This is a genomic window from Rhodococcus sp. S3 (assembly GCF_058211795.1).
In genome coordinates, this window is record NZ_CM177074.1 from 2,248,870 (window position 1) to 2,265,196 (window position 16,327).

The window sequence follows — 16,327 nt, forward strand, 5'->3', positions numbered from 1 at the left end:
GCGACGGATCGAGGAGGTATCCATGGCCGACGCACGCGTGATCTTCTACAAGCCGCTCGCTCTCGCAGCCAGTGTGGGAGGCGGCATCCTCGCCGGAGCCGTCTTCAACCAGGTGTGGAAGAAGGTCGGCGGCAGTGACGAACGGCCCGAACCCCAGGATCTGTCGCAGCGCACCCGGGACGTGCTGATCGCGGCTGCCCTCCAGGGCCTGATCTTCGGTGTCGTGAAGGCTGCGGTGGACCGCGGTACGGCCCGTGGTTTTCAGAAGGTGACACACGTTTCACCCGAATGATCATGACGTGTCCCGATCGTGATCGGTGCCCGAAGCGCGGAGTTGCCGGGGCGCGGACGGGGACACGCCCGCATGAACAGCGATTTTCCCTCGCAAAGCAGACAATAGCGACCTGGTGGGCCGGGCGCGGGTGAGAAAGGTCCTGCTCGATCCGAGCATTGTGGACGACCTCGTCGTGACCGGGAACCTGTAGATTGGGCAGTGATGACCGCAACATTGGCAGACCCCGTGTCCGAGGTGGTTCACGCCGCCGAAGCGCTGCTCACCCGCCGTACCGGCGCCACGGTGACCCTGACCGATCCCGTGGATCTCGGGGGCAGTGGCCGCTCGGTGGTCGTACGGGTACGAGTGGCCGCCAATCCGTTCTCGCTCCCGCGCACCCTCGTCCTCAAGCAGGTACCGCCCTCGCGTGGCACCGGCCACGTCGACTTCCGCGGTTCCGAGACGGACGAGCAGATCGCCTTCCTCCGCGAGGCGGTCTCCTACCAGTTCACGACGGCCCTGGCGAAGGATCACCGTCCGGGCGCCGAACTGCTCGCCTACGACTTCGACGCCCGCCTGCTGGTCCTCAGCGACCTCGGCGACGCGACCACGCTGTCGGAGGTGCTGCGCAACAGTTCCGAGGCCGCCGGGAACACCCTGATGGCCCTGGCCCAGGCACTCGGGCGCATGCATGCCGCGACCGTCGGCCGCGAGGAGGACTTCGCGGCGCTGCTCCGTCGCGCCGACGTCGCGCGGGTCGCCGACGCCGTGTCCCAGCAGGCTCTCGACGCCGTGCGGGGCGTGCCCGAGCTCCTCGAGGCCGACTTCGGTCTGTCGGTGCCCGAGTCGGTACGCGAGCGTGCCGAGCGGGCGTCCAAGCTCTTCACCGGCGGTCGTTTCCGGGCCTTCAGCCCGTCCGACCTGTGCCCCGACAACATCGTGGTCGGCGACGAGGGTGTGCAGTTCCTCGACTACGAATGGGGCGGCTTCCGCGACGCGACCCTCGACATCGCGTACGCACTCAGCTCCTTCCCGCTGTGCCTGTGCTCGGTGCCGTTGTCCGTCGATCGCATCCGTGCGATGGCCGACGCGTGGCGCGCCGAGGTCGTCGCCATGTGGCCGCAGCTGGCCTACGACGAGGTACTCGAGGAGCGGCTGCTCGACGCACTGCTCGCGTGCATCTGGCTGAGCACGCACCTGTTCCTGCCCGAGGACCATGCCCGGATCGCCTCGGTACGCGAACACGGGTTGTCGGTGCCGCGCATCCCCGCGCTCCGCGCCCGCTGGTCGCTGCTCGCCGAGTTCGCCACCGCGACAGGCCACGACGACGTCGCCGTCCACGCCCGCGACGTGCTCGCCCACCTCGAGGACCGCGCCGCCGGTTAGCGCGGTCGATCCGGCAGGCGCCGACCGGCGTCTACACCAGCGGAGCGGCGGGCTCGATCCTCGTCGCGCCGTCGGCTACCCGGTATCCCGCGACGCGACGCGCGGCCGTGTTCGGATCCGTGCGGTCGCCGATGAAGAACCACTCCATCTGTGTCGCCTCGGGAGTCACGTCGAGTACGCCGTAACCGTGCGAATCCAGTTCGACGAACCGCACGTGCCGGTTGGCCGCGGTCGCCGTCGCCTCCAGCGCGGGAGACAGGCTACGCGGGGGCACACCGAGCAACTCGTCCATGTTCGCCGACGTCACCGACGGAACCACGAACTCCGTGGCGACGGTGCCCGCACCCGGATAGTCGGCGGCGTCCACCGGGACGTCCATCGCCCAGGAGGTGTGGATGTCGCCGGTGAGGAAGACGACGTTGCGCAGTCCCGCCGCCGTGATGGTGTCCATCAACCGCCGGCGGTCGGCGGTGTAGCCGTCCCACTGATCGGTGTTGAAGGGCACACCTCCGGCCGGCACTCCGACGAGTTCGGTCAGTGCTCCGGTGGTCCGCGGATCGAGGGGCGGCAACACGATCGGCGAGAACATCACCGAATTGCCGATCAACTGCCATCGGGTGGGGGAGGTCGTCAGGCCGGCGGTGAGCCACTCCATCTGGTCCCGTCCGGTCATCGTGCGACCCGGATCGTCGACCTGCCGTCCGACTGCGAGGACCTGCCGGGAACGGTAGCTCCGCAGATCCAGCATCGACAGTTCGGCGAGCCGTCCGTACCGCAGACGCCGGTAGAGTCGGCCGCCGTTCGGACGCACCGGCATCCACTCGTCGTAGGCCTGCACCGATGCGTCCTTGCGGGAGGCCCAGTCGCCCTCGACGAGCGGATCGTGGTTCTCCGCCCCTCCCGCCCACGCGTCGTTCGCCGCCTCGTGGTCGTCCCAGATCACGATCCACGGCACCTTTGCGTGCAGCGCCTGCAGGTTCGGGTCGGTCTTGTACTGCGCGTGCCGGATGCGGTAGTCGGCGAGACTCACGATCTCGTGGGCGGGCTCGTGCGTCCGGACGCCCCGGCCGCCGGCGACGGGGAACTTCCCCGCCGCGTATTCGTACAGATAGTCGCCGAGGTGCATCACGGCGTCGAGATCGTCGCGTGCGGCGAGGTGGCGGTAGGAGGAGAAGAAGCCGCCCTCCCAGTCGGCGCACGACACGACCCCGAAGCGCAGGCGTCCGACCGCAGCGTCGTGCGAGGGGGCGGTGGACGTGCTGCCGGTCGGGGAGACGGCACCGCCGGCGCGGAATCGATAGAAGTAGGTCGTTCCCGGTGCGAGCCCACGAGCGTCGACCTTGACCGTGTGGTCGGAGACGGAACTCGCCGTCGCGGTCCCGCTAGCGACCACCGCGTCGAAGCTGCTGCTGCGGGCGAGCTCCCAGGTGACCGGGACGTCCGGTCCCGCACCCGAGCCGGGTGTCGCCTCCGGCGAGGGTGTCACCCGCGTCCACAGGATCACCGCGTCGGGCAACGGATCTCCCGACGCGACGCCGTGCGCGAAGACGGCGGGAGATGCCTGCGCGTGCTGCGTGGTCGAGGCGAAGGCCGCAACACCGGCGGCGAGGATCGACGACCGGAGCACGGCGCGGCGGGACACATGATCGGCGGACGGTGTCGTGGCCACGACCAAGATCCGACCACACGGTCGGTCATCCGTCCATACGAACGACGAACACCGCCGTCGACCGGGCGTCGGCGCGAGCTTGTAGCGTCGGATGCGTGAGTGATCTTTTCGGGGCGAACGACCCGTCTGCCGAACCGGACGCCCTGTTCGAGGCGCCACGCGAACCGGAACCCGAGGACGAACCGCAGGTCCGCCGGCAACCCGTGGCGGCCGGCGGCGCGAACGCGCCCCTCGCTGCGCGCATGCGACCGGCGAGTCTCGACGAGGTGGTCGGACAACAGCACCTGCTCGAACCCGGAGCGCCGCTGCGGCGGCTCGTCGAGGGATCGGGTGCGGCCTCCGTCGTGCTCTACGGTCCGCCCGGTACCGGGAAGACGACCCTGGCCTCACTGATCTCCGGGGCCACCGGACGCCGGTTCGAAGCGCTGTCCGCTCTGTCGGCGGGCGTCAAGGACGTACGTGCCGTCATCGACCTGGCACGTCGGCGCCTCACCCACGGCGAACAGACCGTGTTGTTCATCGACGAGGTCCACCGCTTCTCCAAGACCCAGCAGGACGCGCTGCTCGCCGCGGTCGAGAACCGCATCGTGCTGCTCGTCGCCGCGACGACCGAGAACCCGTCGTTCTCCGTGGTCGCCCCGCTGCTGTCGCGCTCGCTGGTGCTCCAGTTGCAGCCGCTCGGGCCGGACGACATCCGGGCACTGCTCGAACGCGCGCGCACCGACGCCCGTGGACTCGTGGGTGCGGTCGAGATCGACGACGACGCCCTCGACCACCTCGTCCGGCTCGCCGGGGGCGACGCCCGCCGCGCCCTGACAGCGCTCGAGGCCTCCGCCGACACCGCGCTCGCCGTCTCCGGTGGCGACGCGGCCGTCATCGACCTCGCGACCGTGGAGTCGAGCATCGACGAGGCCGCCGTCCGCTACGACCGCGACGGCGACCAGCACTTCGACGTCGCGAGCGCCTTCATCAAGTCGCTGCGCGGCTCCGACGTCGACGCAGCCCTGCACTATCTGGCACGGATGATCGTCGCGGGGGAGGACCCGCGCTTCATCGCCCGTCGCCTGATGATCCAGGCCAGCGAGGAGGTGGGCATGGCCGATCCCACCGCTCTGCAGACGGCGGTCGCCGCCGCGCAGGTCGTGCAGCAGGTCGGGATGCCCGAAGCCCAGCTCGCACTCGCCCAGGCCACCATCCACATCGCCACCGCCCCCAAGTCGGGATCGGTCACCGCCGCCCTCGGCGCCGCGATCGCCGACGTGAGGGCCGGCAAGGCCGGTCCGGTACCCGCGCACCTGCGCGACGGGCACTACCAGGGCGCGCAGAAGCTCGGCAACGCGATCGGCTACAAGTTCCCGCACGCGCACCCGGACGGCGTGCTCGCGCAGCAGTACGCCCCGGACGAGCTGGTCGGCGTCGACTACTACGAGCCGACCGGCCGCGGCGTGGAGCGGGAGCTGTCGGCCCGCCTGCCCAAGCTGCGCCGCATCGTGCGCGGTGAGCGGTGACGCCGAGTACTCACGGCGCCGTACCGAGGCCACTTCGGGCGGCGCGATAAGCTGAAGAACGGCCGATCGACAGGATCGACCGCCCGTCCCGGGTAGTTCACACCATCGCCAGACCACAAAGGACCATCGACGTGCAGACCCACGAGATCCGCAGGCGCTTTCTCGATCACTTCGTGAAGGCGGGACACACCGAGGTGCCCAGCGCGTCGCTGATCCTCGCCGATCCCAACCTGCTGTTCGTCAACGCCGGCATGGTCCCCTTCGTGCCCTACTTCCTCGGTCAGCAGACCCCGCCCTACACCCGCGCCACGTCGGTGCAGAAGTGTGTGCGCACCCTCGACATCGAGGAGGTCGGCAAGACCACCCGCCACAACACCTTCTTCCAAATGGCCGGCAACTTCTCGTTCGGCGACTACTTCAAGGAAGAGGCCATCACCTTCGCGTGGTCGCTGCTCACCGGCTCCGTCGAGGACGGCGGCTACGGCATCGATCCCGAGAAGCTGTGGGCGACGGTCTATCTCGACGACGACGAGGCGTTCTCGATCTGGCGCGACAAGGTCGGCGTGCCCGAGGAACGCATCCAGCGTCGCGGCATGAAGGACAACTACTGGTCGATGGGCATCCCCGGACCGTGCGGCCCGTGCTCCGAGATCTTCTACGACCGCGGCCCCGCCTACGGCGTCGAAGGCGGCCCCGAGGCCGACGAGGACCGCTACATCGAGATCTGGAATCTCGTGTTCATGCAGAACGAGCGCGGTGAGGGCGGTGCGAAGGACGACTACCCGATCCTCGGCCCGCTGCCGAAGAAGAACATCGACACCGGCATGGGTGTCGAGCGCGTCGCCTTCCTGCTCCAGGGCGTCGAGAACGTCTACGAGACCGACCTGCTGCGCCCGGTGATCGACAAGGCCGCCGAACTCACCGGCGCCGTCTACGGTGCGAAGCACGACGACGACGTGCGTTTCCGCGTCATCGCCGACCACGCCCGCACCGCGGCGATGCTCATCGTCGACGGCGTCAACCCCGGCAACGACGGCCGCGGCTACGTGCTGCGCCGTCTGCTCCGCCGCATCGTGCGCTCGGCGCGTCTGCTCGGCGCCGACAAGCCCACCATGCGCGAGTTCATGGCGGTCGTGCGCGACACCATGGCCCCGTCCTATCCCGAACTCGACACCGACTTCTCGCGCATCGAGACCGTCGCGGTGGGCGAGGAGACGGCCTTCCTCAAGACCCTCGGTACCGGCAGCAAGCTGTTCGAAGGCGCCGTCGAGACCGTGAAGTCGCAGGGCAGCAACGTGCTCGGTGGCACCGAGGCGTTCACCCTCCACGACACCTACGGGTTCCCGATCGATCTCACCCTCGAGATGGCGGCCGAGGCGGGCCTGACCGTCGACGAGGAGGGCTTCCGGTCGCTGATGGCCGAGCAGCGCCAGCGCGCCAAGGACGACGCCCGCGCCCGCAAGCACGCCCACGCCGACCTGACCGTCTACAAGGAACTCCTCGACCGCGGTCCCACCGAGTTCACCGGCTTCAGCGAGCTGGTGACCGAGGCGCACGTGCTCGCCGTCATCACCGGTGGCGAGCGCCTGCACGCGGCGAGCGCGGGCCAGCAGGTCGAGCTCATCCTCGACCGCAGCCCCCTCTACGCGGAGTCCGGCGGCCAGATCGCCGACATCGGCACCATCACCGGCCCCGGCCTGAAGATCAAGGTCGACGACGTCCAGAAGATCGCCAAGCAGCTGTGGACGCACAAGGTCACGGTGCTCGAGGGTCAGGTCGTCGAAGGCGACGCCGTCCTCGTGCAGGTCGATCCCGAGTGGCGCAAGGGCGCCACCCAGGGCCACTCCGGCACCCACCTGGTCCACGCCGCGCTGCGCGAGGTGCTCGGCCCCAACGCCGTGCAGGCCGGTTCGCTCAACAAGCCCGGCTACCTGCGCTTCGACTTCTCGTGGCCCGGCGCCCTGTCCGAGCAGCAGAAGCAGGACATCGAGGCTGTCACCAACGAGGCCGTCGCGGCGAATTATCCCGTCAACACCTTCGTCACCGACCTCGACAAGGCCAAGAAGATGGGTGCGATGGCCCTGTTCGGCGAGAACTACGGCGACGAGGTCCGCGTCGTCGAGATCGGTGGGCCGTTCTCGATGGAGCTGTGCGGTGGCACGCACGTGCAGCACTCCTCGCATGTCGGCACCGTCACGCTCCTCGGTGAGCAGTCCGTCGGTTCCGGTATCCGCCGCGTCGAGGCGTACGTCGGTCTCGACTCCTACCGCCACCTGGCGAAGGAACGCGCGCTGCTCGCGGGCCTGTCCTCGACCCTGAGGGTTCCCTCGGAGGAGGTGCCCGGACGTGTCGAGGCCCTGCTCGACCGGCTCAAGGCCGCCGAGAAGGAACTCGAGAAGACCCGCGCGGCGAACGTCGCCGCCGCAGCCGGAACGTACGTGGGCAAGGCGCAGCGCGTCGGTGACGTGCTCGTCGTGGCCGACGCCGCCCCTGAGGGTGTCGCCGGCAACGACCTGCGCACACTCGCATCCGACGTCCGTGGCCGGCTCGGCACCGAGCCCGCCGTGGTGCTGCTGCTCGGCAACGCCGGCGGCAAGGTGCCCTTCGTCGTCGCCACCACCAAGGCAGCGCAGGAGAAGGGCATCAAGGCAGGCGACCTCGTTGCGAGCTTCGGTCCCGCGATCGGTGGTCGCGGTGGCGGCAAGCCCGACATGGCGCAGGGTGCAGGGTCGGATCCGGCCGGTATCCCGGCCGCACTCGATGCCTTCCGTGCCCGCCTGAGCGAGCTGGCCGGCTGAGCGTGGCCGAACCGCCGCGCCCCGATCGTCCCGGAGTGGACGATCCCGGCCGTGGTCGCCGCATCGCAGTCGACGTCGGCAGCGTCCGGATCGGGGTCGCCTCCAGCGACCCCGACGGCATCCTCGCCACCCCGGTCGAGACGGTGCCGCGGTCCAAGGAACGCGGACCCGACGCACCCGATATCCGGCGCATCGTCGAGATCGTTAGGGAATACGAGGCTGTTGAGGTTATCGTCGGGCTGCCGCAGACACTGCGCGGTGAGCCCGGCAAGGCTGCGAAACTGGCGAGCGACTTCGCGCGCCGACTTCGCCGTGCCCTACCCGACGTTCCTGTGCGCATGGCCGACGAACGCTTCACGACGGTCACTGCGGCGCGCGCCCTCCGCGAGAGCGGGGTGAGTGCGCGAGGTGCGCGGCCGGTCATCGACCAGGCTGCCGCCGTGGCCATCTTGCAGGGTTGGTTGGACGAGCGGAGTTCGGTAGTGAACGAGTCGGGGCGTGACGCGGGGGGCAGCCGGTGAGCCGGCACGGACGACACGACGACCATTCGGAGAACGCACGGGAGGATCTGTTCGCGGATCCCTATGCCGGTGGGTACACGCAACCGCCGGTCGATCGCACCGGAGCAGAGGATCCGTATCGCACCGGATCCCAGGATCCGTATCGATCCGACCCGCGGTACCGGTACGACGATCCGTACGCATCCGGCCCCCGGGGTCACGATGCGTACGGGCACGACCCGTACGGCGGTGGTGCGTACGAGGGCGCCCCGGGTGAGACCCCGGAGGCCCGTCGACCCGATCCGGACGATCACGAGACCACGGTCCTGAACTTCGAGCCGGGTGTGTTCGACGGCCCGCCGCCCGGTCACCCGGAACAGGGTTACGCCGAACAGTGTTATGCGGACCAGGGGTACGTCGAGCAGGGGTACGTCGAGCAGGGCTACGGCGACGGGGGCTACGCAGGATCCGGGTACGAGCAGGACGGATCGACCGACACCGATCCCGGATACGCTCCGGCCGATCACCCCGAGGGTGGACATCTCGACGACGAGTACCCGGGCGGATACTCCTACGCCGCACGCGACGCGAACCGTGACGGCCACCGCGACGACGACCCCGCCGACGACGCGGTCGCAGCGGAGGAGATCACCGCCGAGCAACGTGCGGTCCCCGTCGCGGTCGGTGGTTCGGAACGCGCTGCACGCCGCGATCCGAAGGCGAGCAGGCGCAAGAAACGCGGACGGGTCGTGGGCGCGCTCGCCGCCGCCGTGCTCCTGCTCGTCGTCGTGGGCGGCGGTTATCTCGCCTACGACCGGTTCCTCGGCACGAACCTTCCGCCGGACTTCACGGGACCTCCCGGACCTGCCGTCGTCGTCCAGGTCAACCCGGGCGAGACCGCCGGGGAGATCGGCAGCGAGTTCGTCGACAAGGGAGTCGTCGCGAGCTCCGCCGCCTTCTACGAAGCGGCCGTGCAGAACTCGGGGATGAACTCGCTGCAGCCCGGCTTCTACCAGGTGGCCACGAACATCCCGGCCGTCGACGCCGTCGCCGCGCTCGTCGACCCGGCCAGCCGGGTCGGTGCGCTCGTGATCTCCGAGGGACGTCAGCTCCACGACATCCGCGACGTCAATACCGGTGCCGTCCGCAAGGGCATCTACACACTCATCGCGGAGGCGAGCTGCCACGGCGATCCGGCCGCCGAGAACTGCGTCACCTACGAGGAACTCGACGCGGCCGGTGCCACCCCGGACCTGCAGGCACTCGGCGTTCCGGAATGGGCGCGCGACGCGGTGGCGAACGTGCCCGACCGCAGGCGGCAGCTCGAAGGCCTCATCGCCGCGGGCAGCTGGGATTTCGATCCGACGGCCGAACCCGTCGAGATCCTTGCCCGCCTGGTGTCGGAAAGCGCTGCGAGTTACGACGCGACGGGGATCACCGACGCGGCCGCACGGGTGGGGCTGACCCCGTACGAGATGCTCATCTCCGCATCGCTCGTCGAACGCGAGGCCCTGCCACAGGATTTCGCGAAGGTCGCGCGCGTGATCCTCAACCGCCTCGACATCGACCAGATGCTCCAGTTCGATTCGACCGTCAACTACGAGCTCGACGAGACCGAACTCGCGACCACCGACGCCGACCGCGCGCGGGTGACCCCCTGGAACACCTACGCCATGGTCGGTCTGCCGGCGACGCCCATCTCGTCACCGAGCATCGGTGCGCTGCAGGCGATGGAGAACCCGGAACCGGGGGAATGGATCTACTTCGTGACGATCGACGACAAGGGCACCACGCTCTTCGCGAATTCCTACGAGGAGCACCTGCAGAACACCGAACTGGCACTCGCGAGCGGGATCCTCGACAGTGGCCGCTGATCCGAACGGGGGTGTCCGAAGGGCCGCGGTCCTCGGGAAACCCATCGCGCACTCGAAGTCGCCCCTGTTGCATCTCGCGGCGTACCGGGCACTCGGGCTGACCGAGTGGACCTACGAACGCATCGAATGCACCGGTGAACAACTGCCGGGGCTCGTGTCCTCACTCGGGGAGGAATGGGTCGGTCTGTCCGTCACGATGCCCGGCAAGTTCGCGGCACTGGAATTCGCCACCGAACGCACCGAGCGGGCCGTGAGGATCGGATCGGCGAACACCCTCGTCCGCATCGGGAACGGCTGGCGTGCCGACTGCACCGACGTCGACGGCGTGTCCGGAGCACTGCGTTCGGCCGGCGTCGGCGATCTGTCCGACGCGGCGGCGGTCGTCGTGGGCTCGGGTGGTACCGCGCGGCCGGCGCTCGTCGGTCTCACCGACCTCGGTGTGCGCTCGGTGACCGTGGTCGCTCGGTCCGAGGAGAAGGCCCGAGCGACGTTCGATTGTCTCGACGACGACATCGAGGCCCGATGGCTGTCGTTCGACGCACCCGAACTCGGCCGGGTCTGCGCCGAGGCCGGAGCGCTCGTGAGCACCGTGCCCGCACCCGCGGCGGCGCCGTACGCGGAGGCTCTCGCACAGGCCCCGTGCATCCTCGACGCGATCTACGACCCTTGGCCCACGCCGCTCGCGGCAGCGGCCGAGGCGCGCGGCGTCCGCGTCGTCAGCGGTCTGCACATGCTGTTGAACCAGGCGTTCGGGCAGGTCGAGCAGTTCACGGGTCTCTCCGCCCCGCACGCGGAGATGGCGCGCGCCGTCGGACTCGACCTGAATTCTCCGCACCCGGCCTGAGAATTCGCGCGCTCCTCGATCCATAGATACGGGTGAGGGGTCCGATACCGAACAAGAATGGTCCGCGAGCAGTTTCCGACCCGTTCGCGAAGTAGTGTCGGACCCGTCCGACGGCCGTGACGGCCGTCACCGCTGTCGCCTGCGGGTCGAGAAGGAGCAGACATGAGTGCAGTGATCGTCCAGGCCGTGCGCACACCTGTCGGCAGGAGGAACGGCGGCCTGTCCGGCGTGCACCCGGCACAGCTGTCCGCCGTGGTCCTGAACGCGCTGGTCGAGCGCGCCGGCATCGATCCGGAGGTCGTCGAGGACGTCATCTGGGGTTGCGTGCAGCAGGCCGGCGAGCAGGCCATCGACATCGCCCGCACCGCGGTGCTCACAGCGGGTTGGCCGGAGTCCGTGCCCGGCGTGACCATCGACCGGCAGTGCGGCTCGAGCCAGCAGGCGCTGAACTTCGCGATCGCGAGCGTCGAAGCGGGACACTACGACGTCGTCGTCGCCGGTGGCGTCGAGGTGATGTCGCGGGTACCCATGGGCACCTCGACCTCCGTGGGCGGGTCGCCCTACCCCGAGGCCTTCCTCGAGCGGTACGACGGGGCGCGGCCGAACCAGGGCATCGGTGCCGAGATGATCGCCGAGAAGTGGGGCCTGAGCCGCACCGACGTGGACGCCTTCTCCGCGCGTTCGCACGAACGCGCCGCCGCCGCCCAGGACGCCGGGCTGTTCGCCGACCAGATCGTGCCGGTGACCACCCCGGACGGAACCGTCGTCTCGCAGGACGAGGGCATCCGTCGCGGCACCACCGTCGAGAAGCTCGCCGGCCTGAAGACCGTCTTCAAGGAGGACGGTGTCATCCACGCCGGGAACTCCTCGCAGATCTCCGACGGGTCCGCCGCACTGCTCATCATGAGCGAGGAGGCCGCCGCGAAGCACGGCCTGACCCCGCTCGCGAAGATCCACACTGCCGTCGTGACCGGCTCCGACCCGGTCATCATGCTCACCGCACCCATCCCGGCGACGGAGAAGGCGCTCGCGAAGTCCGGCCTGTCGATCGACGACATCGGCGTCTTCGAGGTCAACGAGGCGTTCGCTCCGGTGCCCATGGCGTGGCAGAAGGAGATCGGCGCACCCGAGGACAAGCTCAACCCCAACGGTGGTGCGATCGCCCTCGGTCACCCGCTCGGGGGTTCCGGTGCTCGCATCCTCACCGACATGATCTTCCACATGCGCCGCAACAATCTCCGGTACGGCCTGCAGACCATGTGCGAGGGCGGCGGCCAGGCCAACGCCACCATTCTCGAGCTCGTCGCGCAGTAGGCCGCACCCGACACCGTCCGCTGTCCACCCGCGATGCCTGAGCGGGTGGGCAGCGGATTTCTCCGCGCAGGTGTCGAATCGGCGCCCTACCGTTCGTGTAGAGGGTGAGAGGCCGGAACCGCCGGCCGCCGAGGGAAAGGACCCCGCCATGGCGCAGTACCTGCTGAGCATCTACCAGCCCGACGGTGAACCGCCGTCACCGGAGTTCCTGGAACCGATCATGAAGAAGGTCGCGGCGTGGCAGAACGAGATCCGGGAGGCAGGGGTCTGGGTGTTCTCCGGCGGCCTGCACCCGCCGGACACGGCGACGGTCGTGCGCACGGACGAGGGGCGCACGGTGACCACCGACGGTCCGTACATCGAGGGTAAGGAGCATCTCGGCGGTTTCGACGTCATCGATGTGCCCGACCTGGACGAGGCGCTGAAGTGGGCGCGCGGTCTCGCCGACGCCACCACACTGCCCATCGAGGTGAGGCCCCTGGCGTTCGGATCCTGCGCCGGATGACGTGCACACCTCGATGACCGGGCCCTCCGCCGCCGACATCGGACGTGTCTTCCGTGAGGAGTACGGCCGGGCGGTCGCCGTGCTCACCCGCGTCCTCGGCGACATCGGCGTCGCCGAGGACGCGGTGCAGGACGCCTTCTCGACCGCCGTCGAACGGTGGCCCGGGGAGGGGATCCCGCCGAGCCCGGCCGGATGGATCATCACCACCGCCCGTCGCCGGGCGATCGACAGGGCGAGGCGGGAGGCCGCACGCTCGGTCAAGCACGCCGAGGCGGACCTGCTCCACCCGGCATCCGGCGTCGCGTTCGACCCCGAGGCAGTCGACTCGCCCGAAATCCCCGACGATCGCCTCCGTCTGATCTTCACCTGTTGTCACCCGGCGCTCGCGCCTGCGTCGCGAGTCGCGCTGACCTTGCGGCTGCTCGGCGGACTCACCACCGCGCAGATCGCCCGGGCCTTTCTCGTTCCCGAAACGACGATGGGGCAACGGATCTCCCGCGCCAAGCGGAAGATCCGCGACGCGCGCATCCCGTTCCGTATCCCGTCTCCGGACGAGTTTCCCGAACGCCTCGACGCGGTGCGGTCCGTGCTCTATCTCGTGTACACCGAGGGCCACACGGCGAGCGCCGGACCCGAACTCGCCGACACGGACCTGTGTTCGGAGGCGGTGCGGCTGGCGCGTGTGCTGGCCGGGTTCGTTCCCGGCGATCCCGAGACCACCGGACTTCTTGCCCTGATGCTCCTCGGTGAATCCCGGCGCCCGGCGCGGACGGGACCCGGCGGCGAACTCGTCCTGCTCGCAGACCAGGACCGCTCGCGGTGGGACCGCGCGCTGATCGACGAAGGGCAGGCACTCGTGCGGCGCACCCTGCGCTGGAACAGGCCGGGGCCCTACCAGATCCAGGCCGCGATCGCCGCAGTGCACGCGGACGCGCCCACCTTCGAGGACACCGATTGGGCGCAGATCGTCGCGCTCTACGACCTGCTGATGGCCACGGACCCCACACCGGTCGTCGCGTTGCACCGGGCCGTCGCACTCGCCGAAGTGGAGGGTCCCGCAGTCGCTCTCGGGATCGTCGACCGCCTCCACCTCGAGCCGTACCACGTCTTCCACGCCGTCCGAGCCGACCTGCTCGCCCGCCTCGGCCGGATCACCGAGGCGAGCGAGGCATACGCCACCGCCGCCGCGCGGACGGCGAACACGATCGAACGCGCCCATCTCCTGCACCGGCGCGACGAGCTCCGGGGCTCGCTCAGGTAGCCGGTGTCGTGCCGGCCGTCGTCCCGGCCTCGGGAACCGAACGCTGCCACGGCCACCGGCCATCGATCTCCAGCTGCAGCGACCAGCTCAGGAAGGTGCGGATGAGCACGATGACCGCCAGCACACCCACCGATGTGAAGGTCGGCGTGACAGCGACGGTCTTGATGATGTCGGCGGCGACCAGGAATTCGAGACCGAGCAGGATCGACCGGCCGAGATTGCGCCGGTACGGCTCGTAGATCTCCGAACCCGGCCCGCCCCGCCGGGCGGTCGCCGCGATCCACGTCGCCGCCAATGCGCCGATCACCATGACGCCGACTCCGACGACGTCGATGGCCGTGCCCACGTGTTCGAGCAGCGACGAAATCTCCATTCGACCAGAACCTTCCGACCGGAACCGACAGACTCCGGCAATCCTCGCAGGACGATCGCCGCACCGTGCGGCTTTGTCCACAGGAGGTGTGCCTGTCCACAGGCCGGGCCGGACACCGCGCGAACACCCTGCCTGCGAGTGCGGATGGGAGATGCTCCGGGTCGTGGCAGGGGAGACGGTGGGTGTGCTCGCGACGGTGGTCCTCGGCGTGGGCGTGGGAGCGATCGTGCGCGTGGTGGCGGGAGGAATGGCCGGTCGTCGGCCACCGCCGGGTCTGTGCGAGGCGGCATGCGCGGCAGCCGCACTCGTCGCGGTCTCGATCACCACAGGTGCCGCGGTCGTCGGAGCAGCGATGTTCGGATGGTGGTGCGTGTGCCTGAGCGCCGTGGACCTGCTCGTGCGGCGTCTGCCGAACGTACTGACCCTCGGGGGAGCGGGCACGATCCTCGGCGTGGCCGCGGCGACGGGGCACGGCCGCGCGGCGTTCGCCGGTGCACTCCTGCTCGCGGCACCGTTGTTGATCACCCACCTCGTGGTGCCGCGGTCGGTGGGTGCGGGCGACGTCAAACTCGCCCTCGGTCTCGGCGCCGTCACCGGACTCGCCGGCCCCTCGGCGGTACTCCTCGGTGCACTCCTCCCACCCGTCCTCACCGCAGGTGCGGCCCTGTTTCTGCGGCTCCGGGAGGCCGGCCGCGGGGGAGCGCGTGCCGCTCCGCGCGTGCTTCCGCACGGACCGTCGATGTGCGCCGCCGCGGCACTGGCGGCGATCTCGACGGGTTGACCAGGGGCGGCATGTCGAGCCGGCGGACGAACATGGAAGGATGGACGTGTGCTGCGTTGGATAACTGCTGGAGAATCCCATGGTCCCGCCCTCGTCGCGATGCTCGAGGGGATGGTCGCCGGAGTCGAGGTGACGTCGAACGACATCTCGGAGCAACTCGCGCGACGGCGACTGGGCTACGGCCGCGGCGCACGCATGAAGTTCGAGGCCGACAAGGTCACCGTGATCGGTGGCGTCCGGCACGGACGCACCCTGGGCGGCCCGATCGCGATCGAGATCGGCAACACCGAATGGCCCAAGTGGGAGACCATCATGGCCGCCGACCCGGTCGATGCCGAACTGCTCGAAGGCCAGGCGCGCAACGCGCCGCTGACCCGTCCCCGCCCCGGCCACGCCGACTTCGCGGGCATGCTCAAGTACGGCTTCGACGACGCGCGTCCCGTCCTCGAGCGTGCCAGTGCCCGGGAGACCGCAGCACGCGTGGCGGCCGGCACCGTCGCCCGGAACTTCCTGCGCCAGGCGTTCGGCGCCGAGGTCGTCTCGCACGTCATCTCCATCGGCGCATCCGATCCCTATGTCGGCCCCGAACCCGGTGCCGACGATCTCGCCGCGATCGACGCGAGCCCCGTGCGCGCCTACGACAAGGCCGCCGAGGAATCCATGATCGCCGAGATCGAGGCCGCGAAGCGCGACGGCGACACCCTCGGCGGCATCGTCGAGGTCGTGGTGCACGGGCTGCCCGTGGGCCTCGGTTCGTTCGTCAGCGGTGCCGATCGCCTCGACGCGCGACTGGCCGCGGCCCTCATGGGAATCCAGGCCATCAAGGGTGTCGAGGTCGGCGACGGCTTCGAGACCGCGCGCCGACGCGGCAGCGCCGCCCACGACGAGATGAAGCCCGGCCCCGACGGTGTGCTCCGTTCGAGCAACCGTGCCGGCGGCATCGAAGGCGGCATGACCAACGGTGAGGCCCTGCGCGTGCGGGCGGCGATGAAGCCGATCTCGACCGTCCCGCGTGCCCTGTCGACGGTCGACATGACCACCGGCGACGAGGCCGTCGCGATCCACCAGCGCTCCGACGTGTGCGCGGTGCCCGCAGCGGGTGTCGTCGCCGAGGCGATGGTCGCCCTCGTCGTCGCGCAGGCCGCCCTCGAGAAGTTCGGCGGCGACTCGCTCGCCGAGACCGTGAGCAACATCGACCACTACCTGAAGGGCATCGCGGCGCGGCCGCCGCGGTGATCTC

Annotated in this window: 14 protein-coding genes; 12 read left to right on the plus strand and 2 right to left on the minus strand. The window is 69.7% G+C overall.

Features of this window, described 5'->3' with window-relative positions; translation table 11 throughout:
* The first annotated feature begins 22 nt into the window (after nt 1-22).
* Together AC0LPE_RS10500 and AC0LPE_RS10505 are read left to right on the plus strand one after the other, a co-directional pair.
* On the plus strand, nt 23-292 hold the full coding sequence (locus AC0LPE_RS10500; protein ID WP_006551422.1) for a DUF4235 domain-containing protein: 270 nt from the start codon (nt 23-25) through the stop codon (nt 290-292).
* Between the two features lie 204 nt (nt 293-496).
* Nucleotides 497-1,660 (plus strand): kinase, encoded by a 1,164-nt coding sequence (locus tag AC0LPE_RS10505; RefSeq protein ID WP_490606150.1) that lies wholly within the window; start codon nt 497-499, stop codon nt 1,658-1,660.
* A gap of 31 nt (nt 1,661-1,691) precedes the next feature.
* Here the strand turns inward: AC0LPE_RS10505 and AC0LPE_RS10510 are convergent, their stop codons facing one another.
* Nucleotides 1,692-3,329: an alkaline phosphatase D family protein gene (locus AC0LPE_RS10510; protein WP_490606151.1), complete on the minus strand. Its 1,638-nt coding sequence runs from the start codon at nt 3,327-3,329 to the stop codon at nt 1,692-1,694.
* Between the two features lie 95 nt (nt 3,330-3,424).
* Here AC0LPE_RS10510 and AC0LPE_RS10515 point away from each other — a divergent pair, with 95 nt between their 5' ends.
* The 8 genes from AC0LPE_RS10515 to AC0LPE_RS10550 all read left to right on the plus strand — a co-directional run bounded on the left by AC0LPE_RS10515 (nt 3,425) and on the right by AC0LPE_RS10550 (nt 13,933).
* Nucleotides 3,425-4,837, plus strand: coding sequence for a replication-associated recombination protein A (locus AC0LPE_RS10515; RefSeq protein WP_490606152.1), 1,413 nt, complete (start codon nt 3,425-3,427; stop codon nt 4,835-4,837).
* Nucleotides 4,838-4,968: 131 nt separating this feature from the next.
* Nucleotides 4,969-7,635, plus strand: a complete 2,667-nt coding sequence (alaS, locus tag AC0LPE_RS10520) for an alanine--tRNA ligase (RefSeq protein WP_423658970.1) — start codon at nt 4,969-4,971, stop codon at nt 7,633-7,635.
* Between the two features lie 2 nt (nt 7,636-7,637).
* Nucleotides 7,638-8,156 carry a Holliday junction resolvase RuvX gene (ruvX, locus tag AC0LPE_RS10525; protein ID WP_423658969.1) on the plus strand — a complete coding sequence of 173 codons (519 nt, stop codon included), beginning with the start codon at nt 7,638-7,640 and terminating at the stop codon, nt 8,154-8,156.
* Nucleotides 8,153-10,009 (plus strand): endolytic transglycosylase MltG, encoded by a 1,857-nt coding sequence (locus tag AC0LPE_RS10530; RefSeq protein WP_490606153.1) that lies wholly within the window; start codon nt 8,153-8,155, stop codon nt 10,007-10,009. The genes ruvX and AC0LPE_RS10530 overlap by 4 nt, the downstream gene beginning before the upstream one ends.
* Nucleotides 9,999-10,853, plus strand: a complete 855-nt coding sequence (locus AC0LPE_RS10535; protein WP_490606154.1) for a shikimate dehydrogenase — start codon at nt 9,999-10,001, stop codon at nt 10,851-10,853. The genes AC0LPE_RS10530 and AC0LPE_RS10535 overlap by 11 nt, the downstream gene beginning before the upstream one ends.
* A gap of 162 nt (nt 10,854-11,015) precedes the next feature.
* Nucleotides 11,016-12,167, plus strand: coding sequence for a thiolase family protein (locus AC0LPE_RS10540; protein WP_490606155.1), 1,152 nt, complete (start codon nt 11,016-11,018; stop codon nt 12,165-12,167).
* A 148-nt stretch (nt 12,168-12,315) separates the two neighbouring features.
* A complete protein-coding gene (locus AC0LPE_RS10545; RefSeq protein WP_490606156.1) occupies nt 12,316-12,672 on the plus strand; it encodes a YciI family protein in 357 nt (118 codons plus the stop codon).
* A gap of 13 nt (nt 12,673-12,685) precedes the next feature.
* Complete coding sequence (locus AC0LPE_RS10550) at nt 12,686-13,933, plus strand: RNA polymerase sigma factor (protein WP_490606157.1); 1,248 nt, start codon at nt 12,686-12,688, stop codon at nt 13,931-13,933.
* Here AC0LPE_RS10550 and AC0LPE_RS10555 read toward each other — a convergent pair.
* On the minus strand, nt 13,926-14,306 hold the full coding sequence (locus AC0LPE_RS10555; protein WP_490606158.1) for a DUF1622 domain-containing protein: 381 nt from the start codon (nt 14,304-14,306) through the stop codon (nt 13,926-13,928). The two genes, AC0LPE_RS10550 and AC0LPE_RS10555, sit on opposite strands and share 8 nt — an antisense overlap.
* Before the next feature lie 163 nt (nt 14,307-14,469).
* On the opposite strand from AC0LPE_RS10555, the gene AC0LPE_RS10560 reads away from it, so the two are divergent.
* Both AC0LPE_RS10560 and aroC read left to right on the plus strand, forming a co-directional pair.
* The gene (locus tag AC0LPE_RS10560; protein WP_490606159.1) at nt 14,470-15,087 is read left to right on the plus strand and encodes a prepilin peptidase; all 618 of its coding nucleotides are present in this window, start codon (nt 14,470-14,472) and stop codon (nt 15,085-15,087) included.
* 48 nt (nt 15,088-15,135) lie between these two features.
* Nucleotides 15,136-16,323, plus strand: a complete 1,188-nt coding sequence (gene aroC, locus AC0LPE_RS10565) for a chorismate synthase (RefSeq protein ID WP_026061033.1) — start codon at nt 15,136-15,138, stop codon at nt 16,321-16,323.
* Nucleotides 16,324-16,327: the final 4 nt, after the last annotated feature.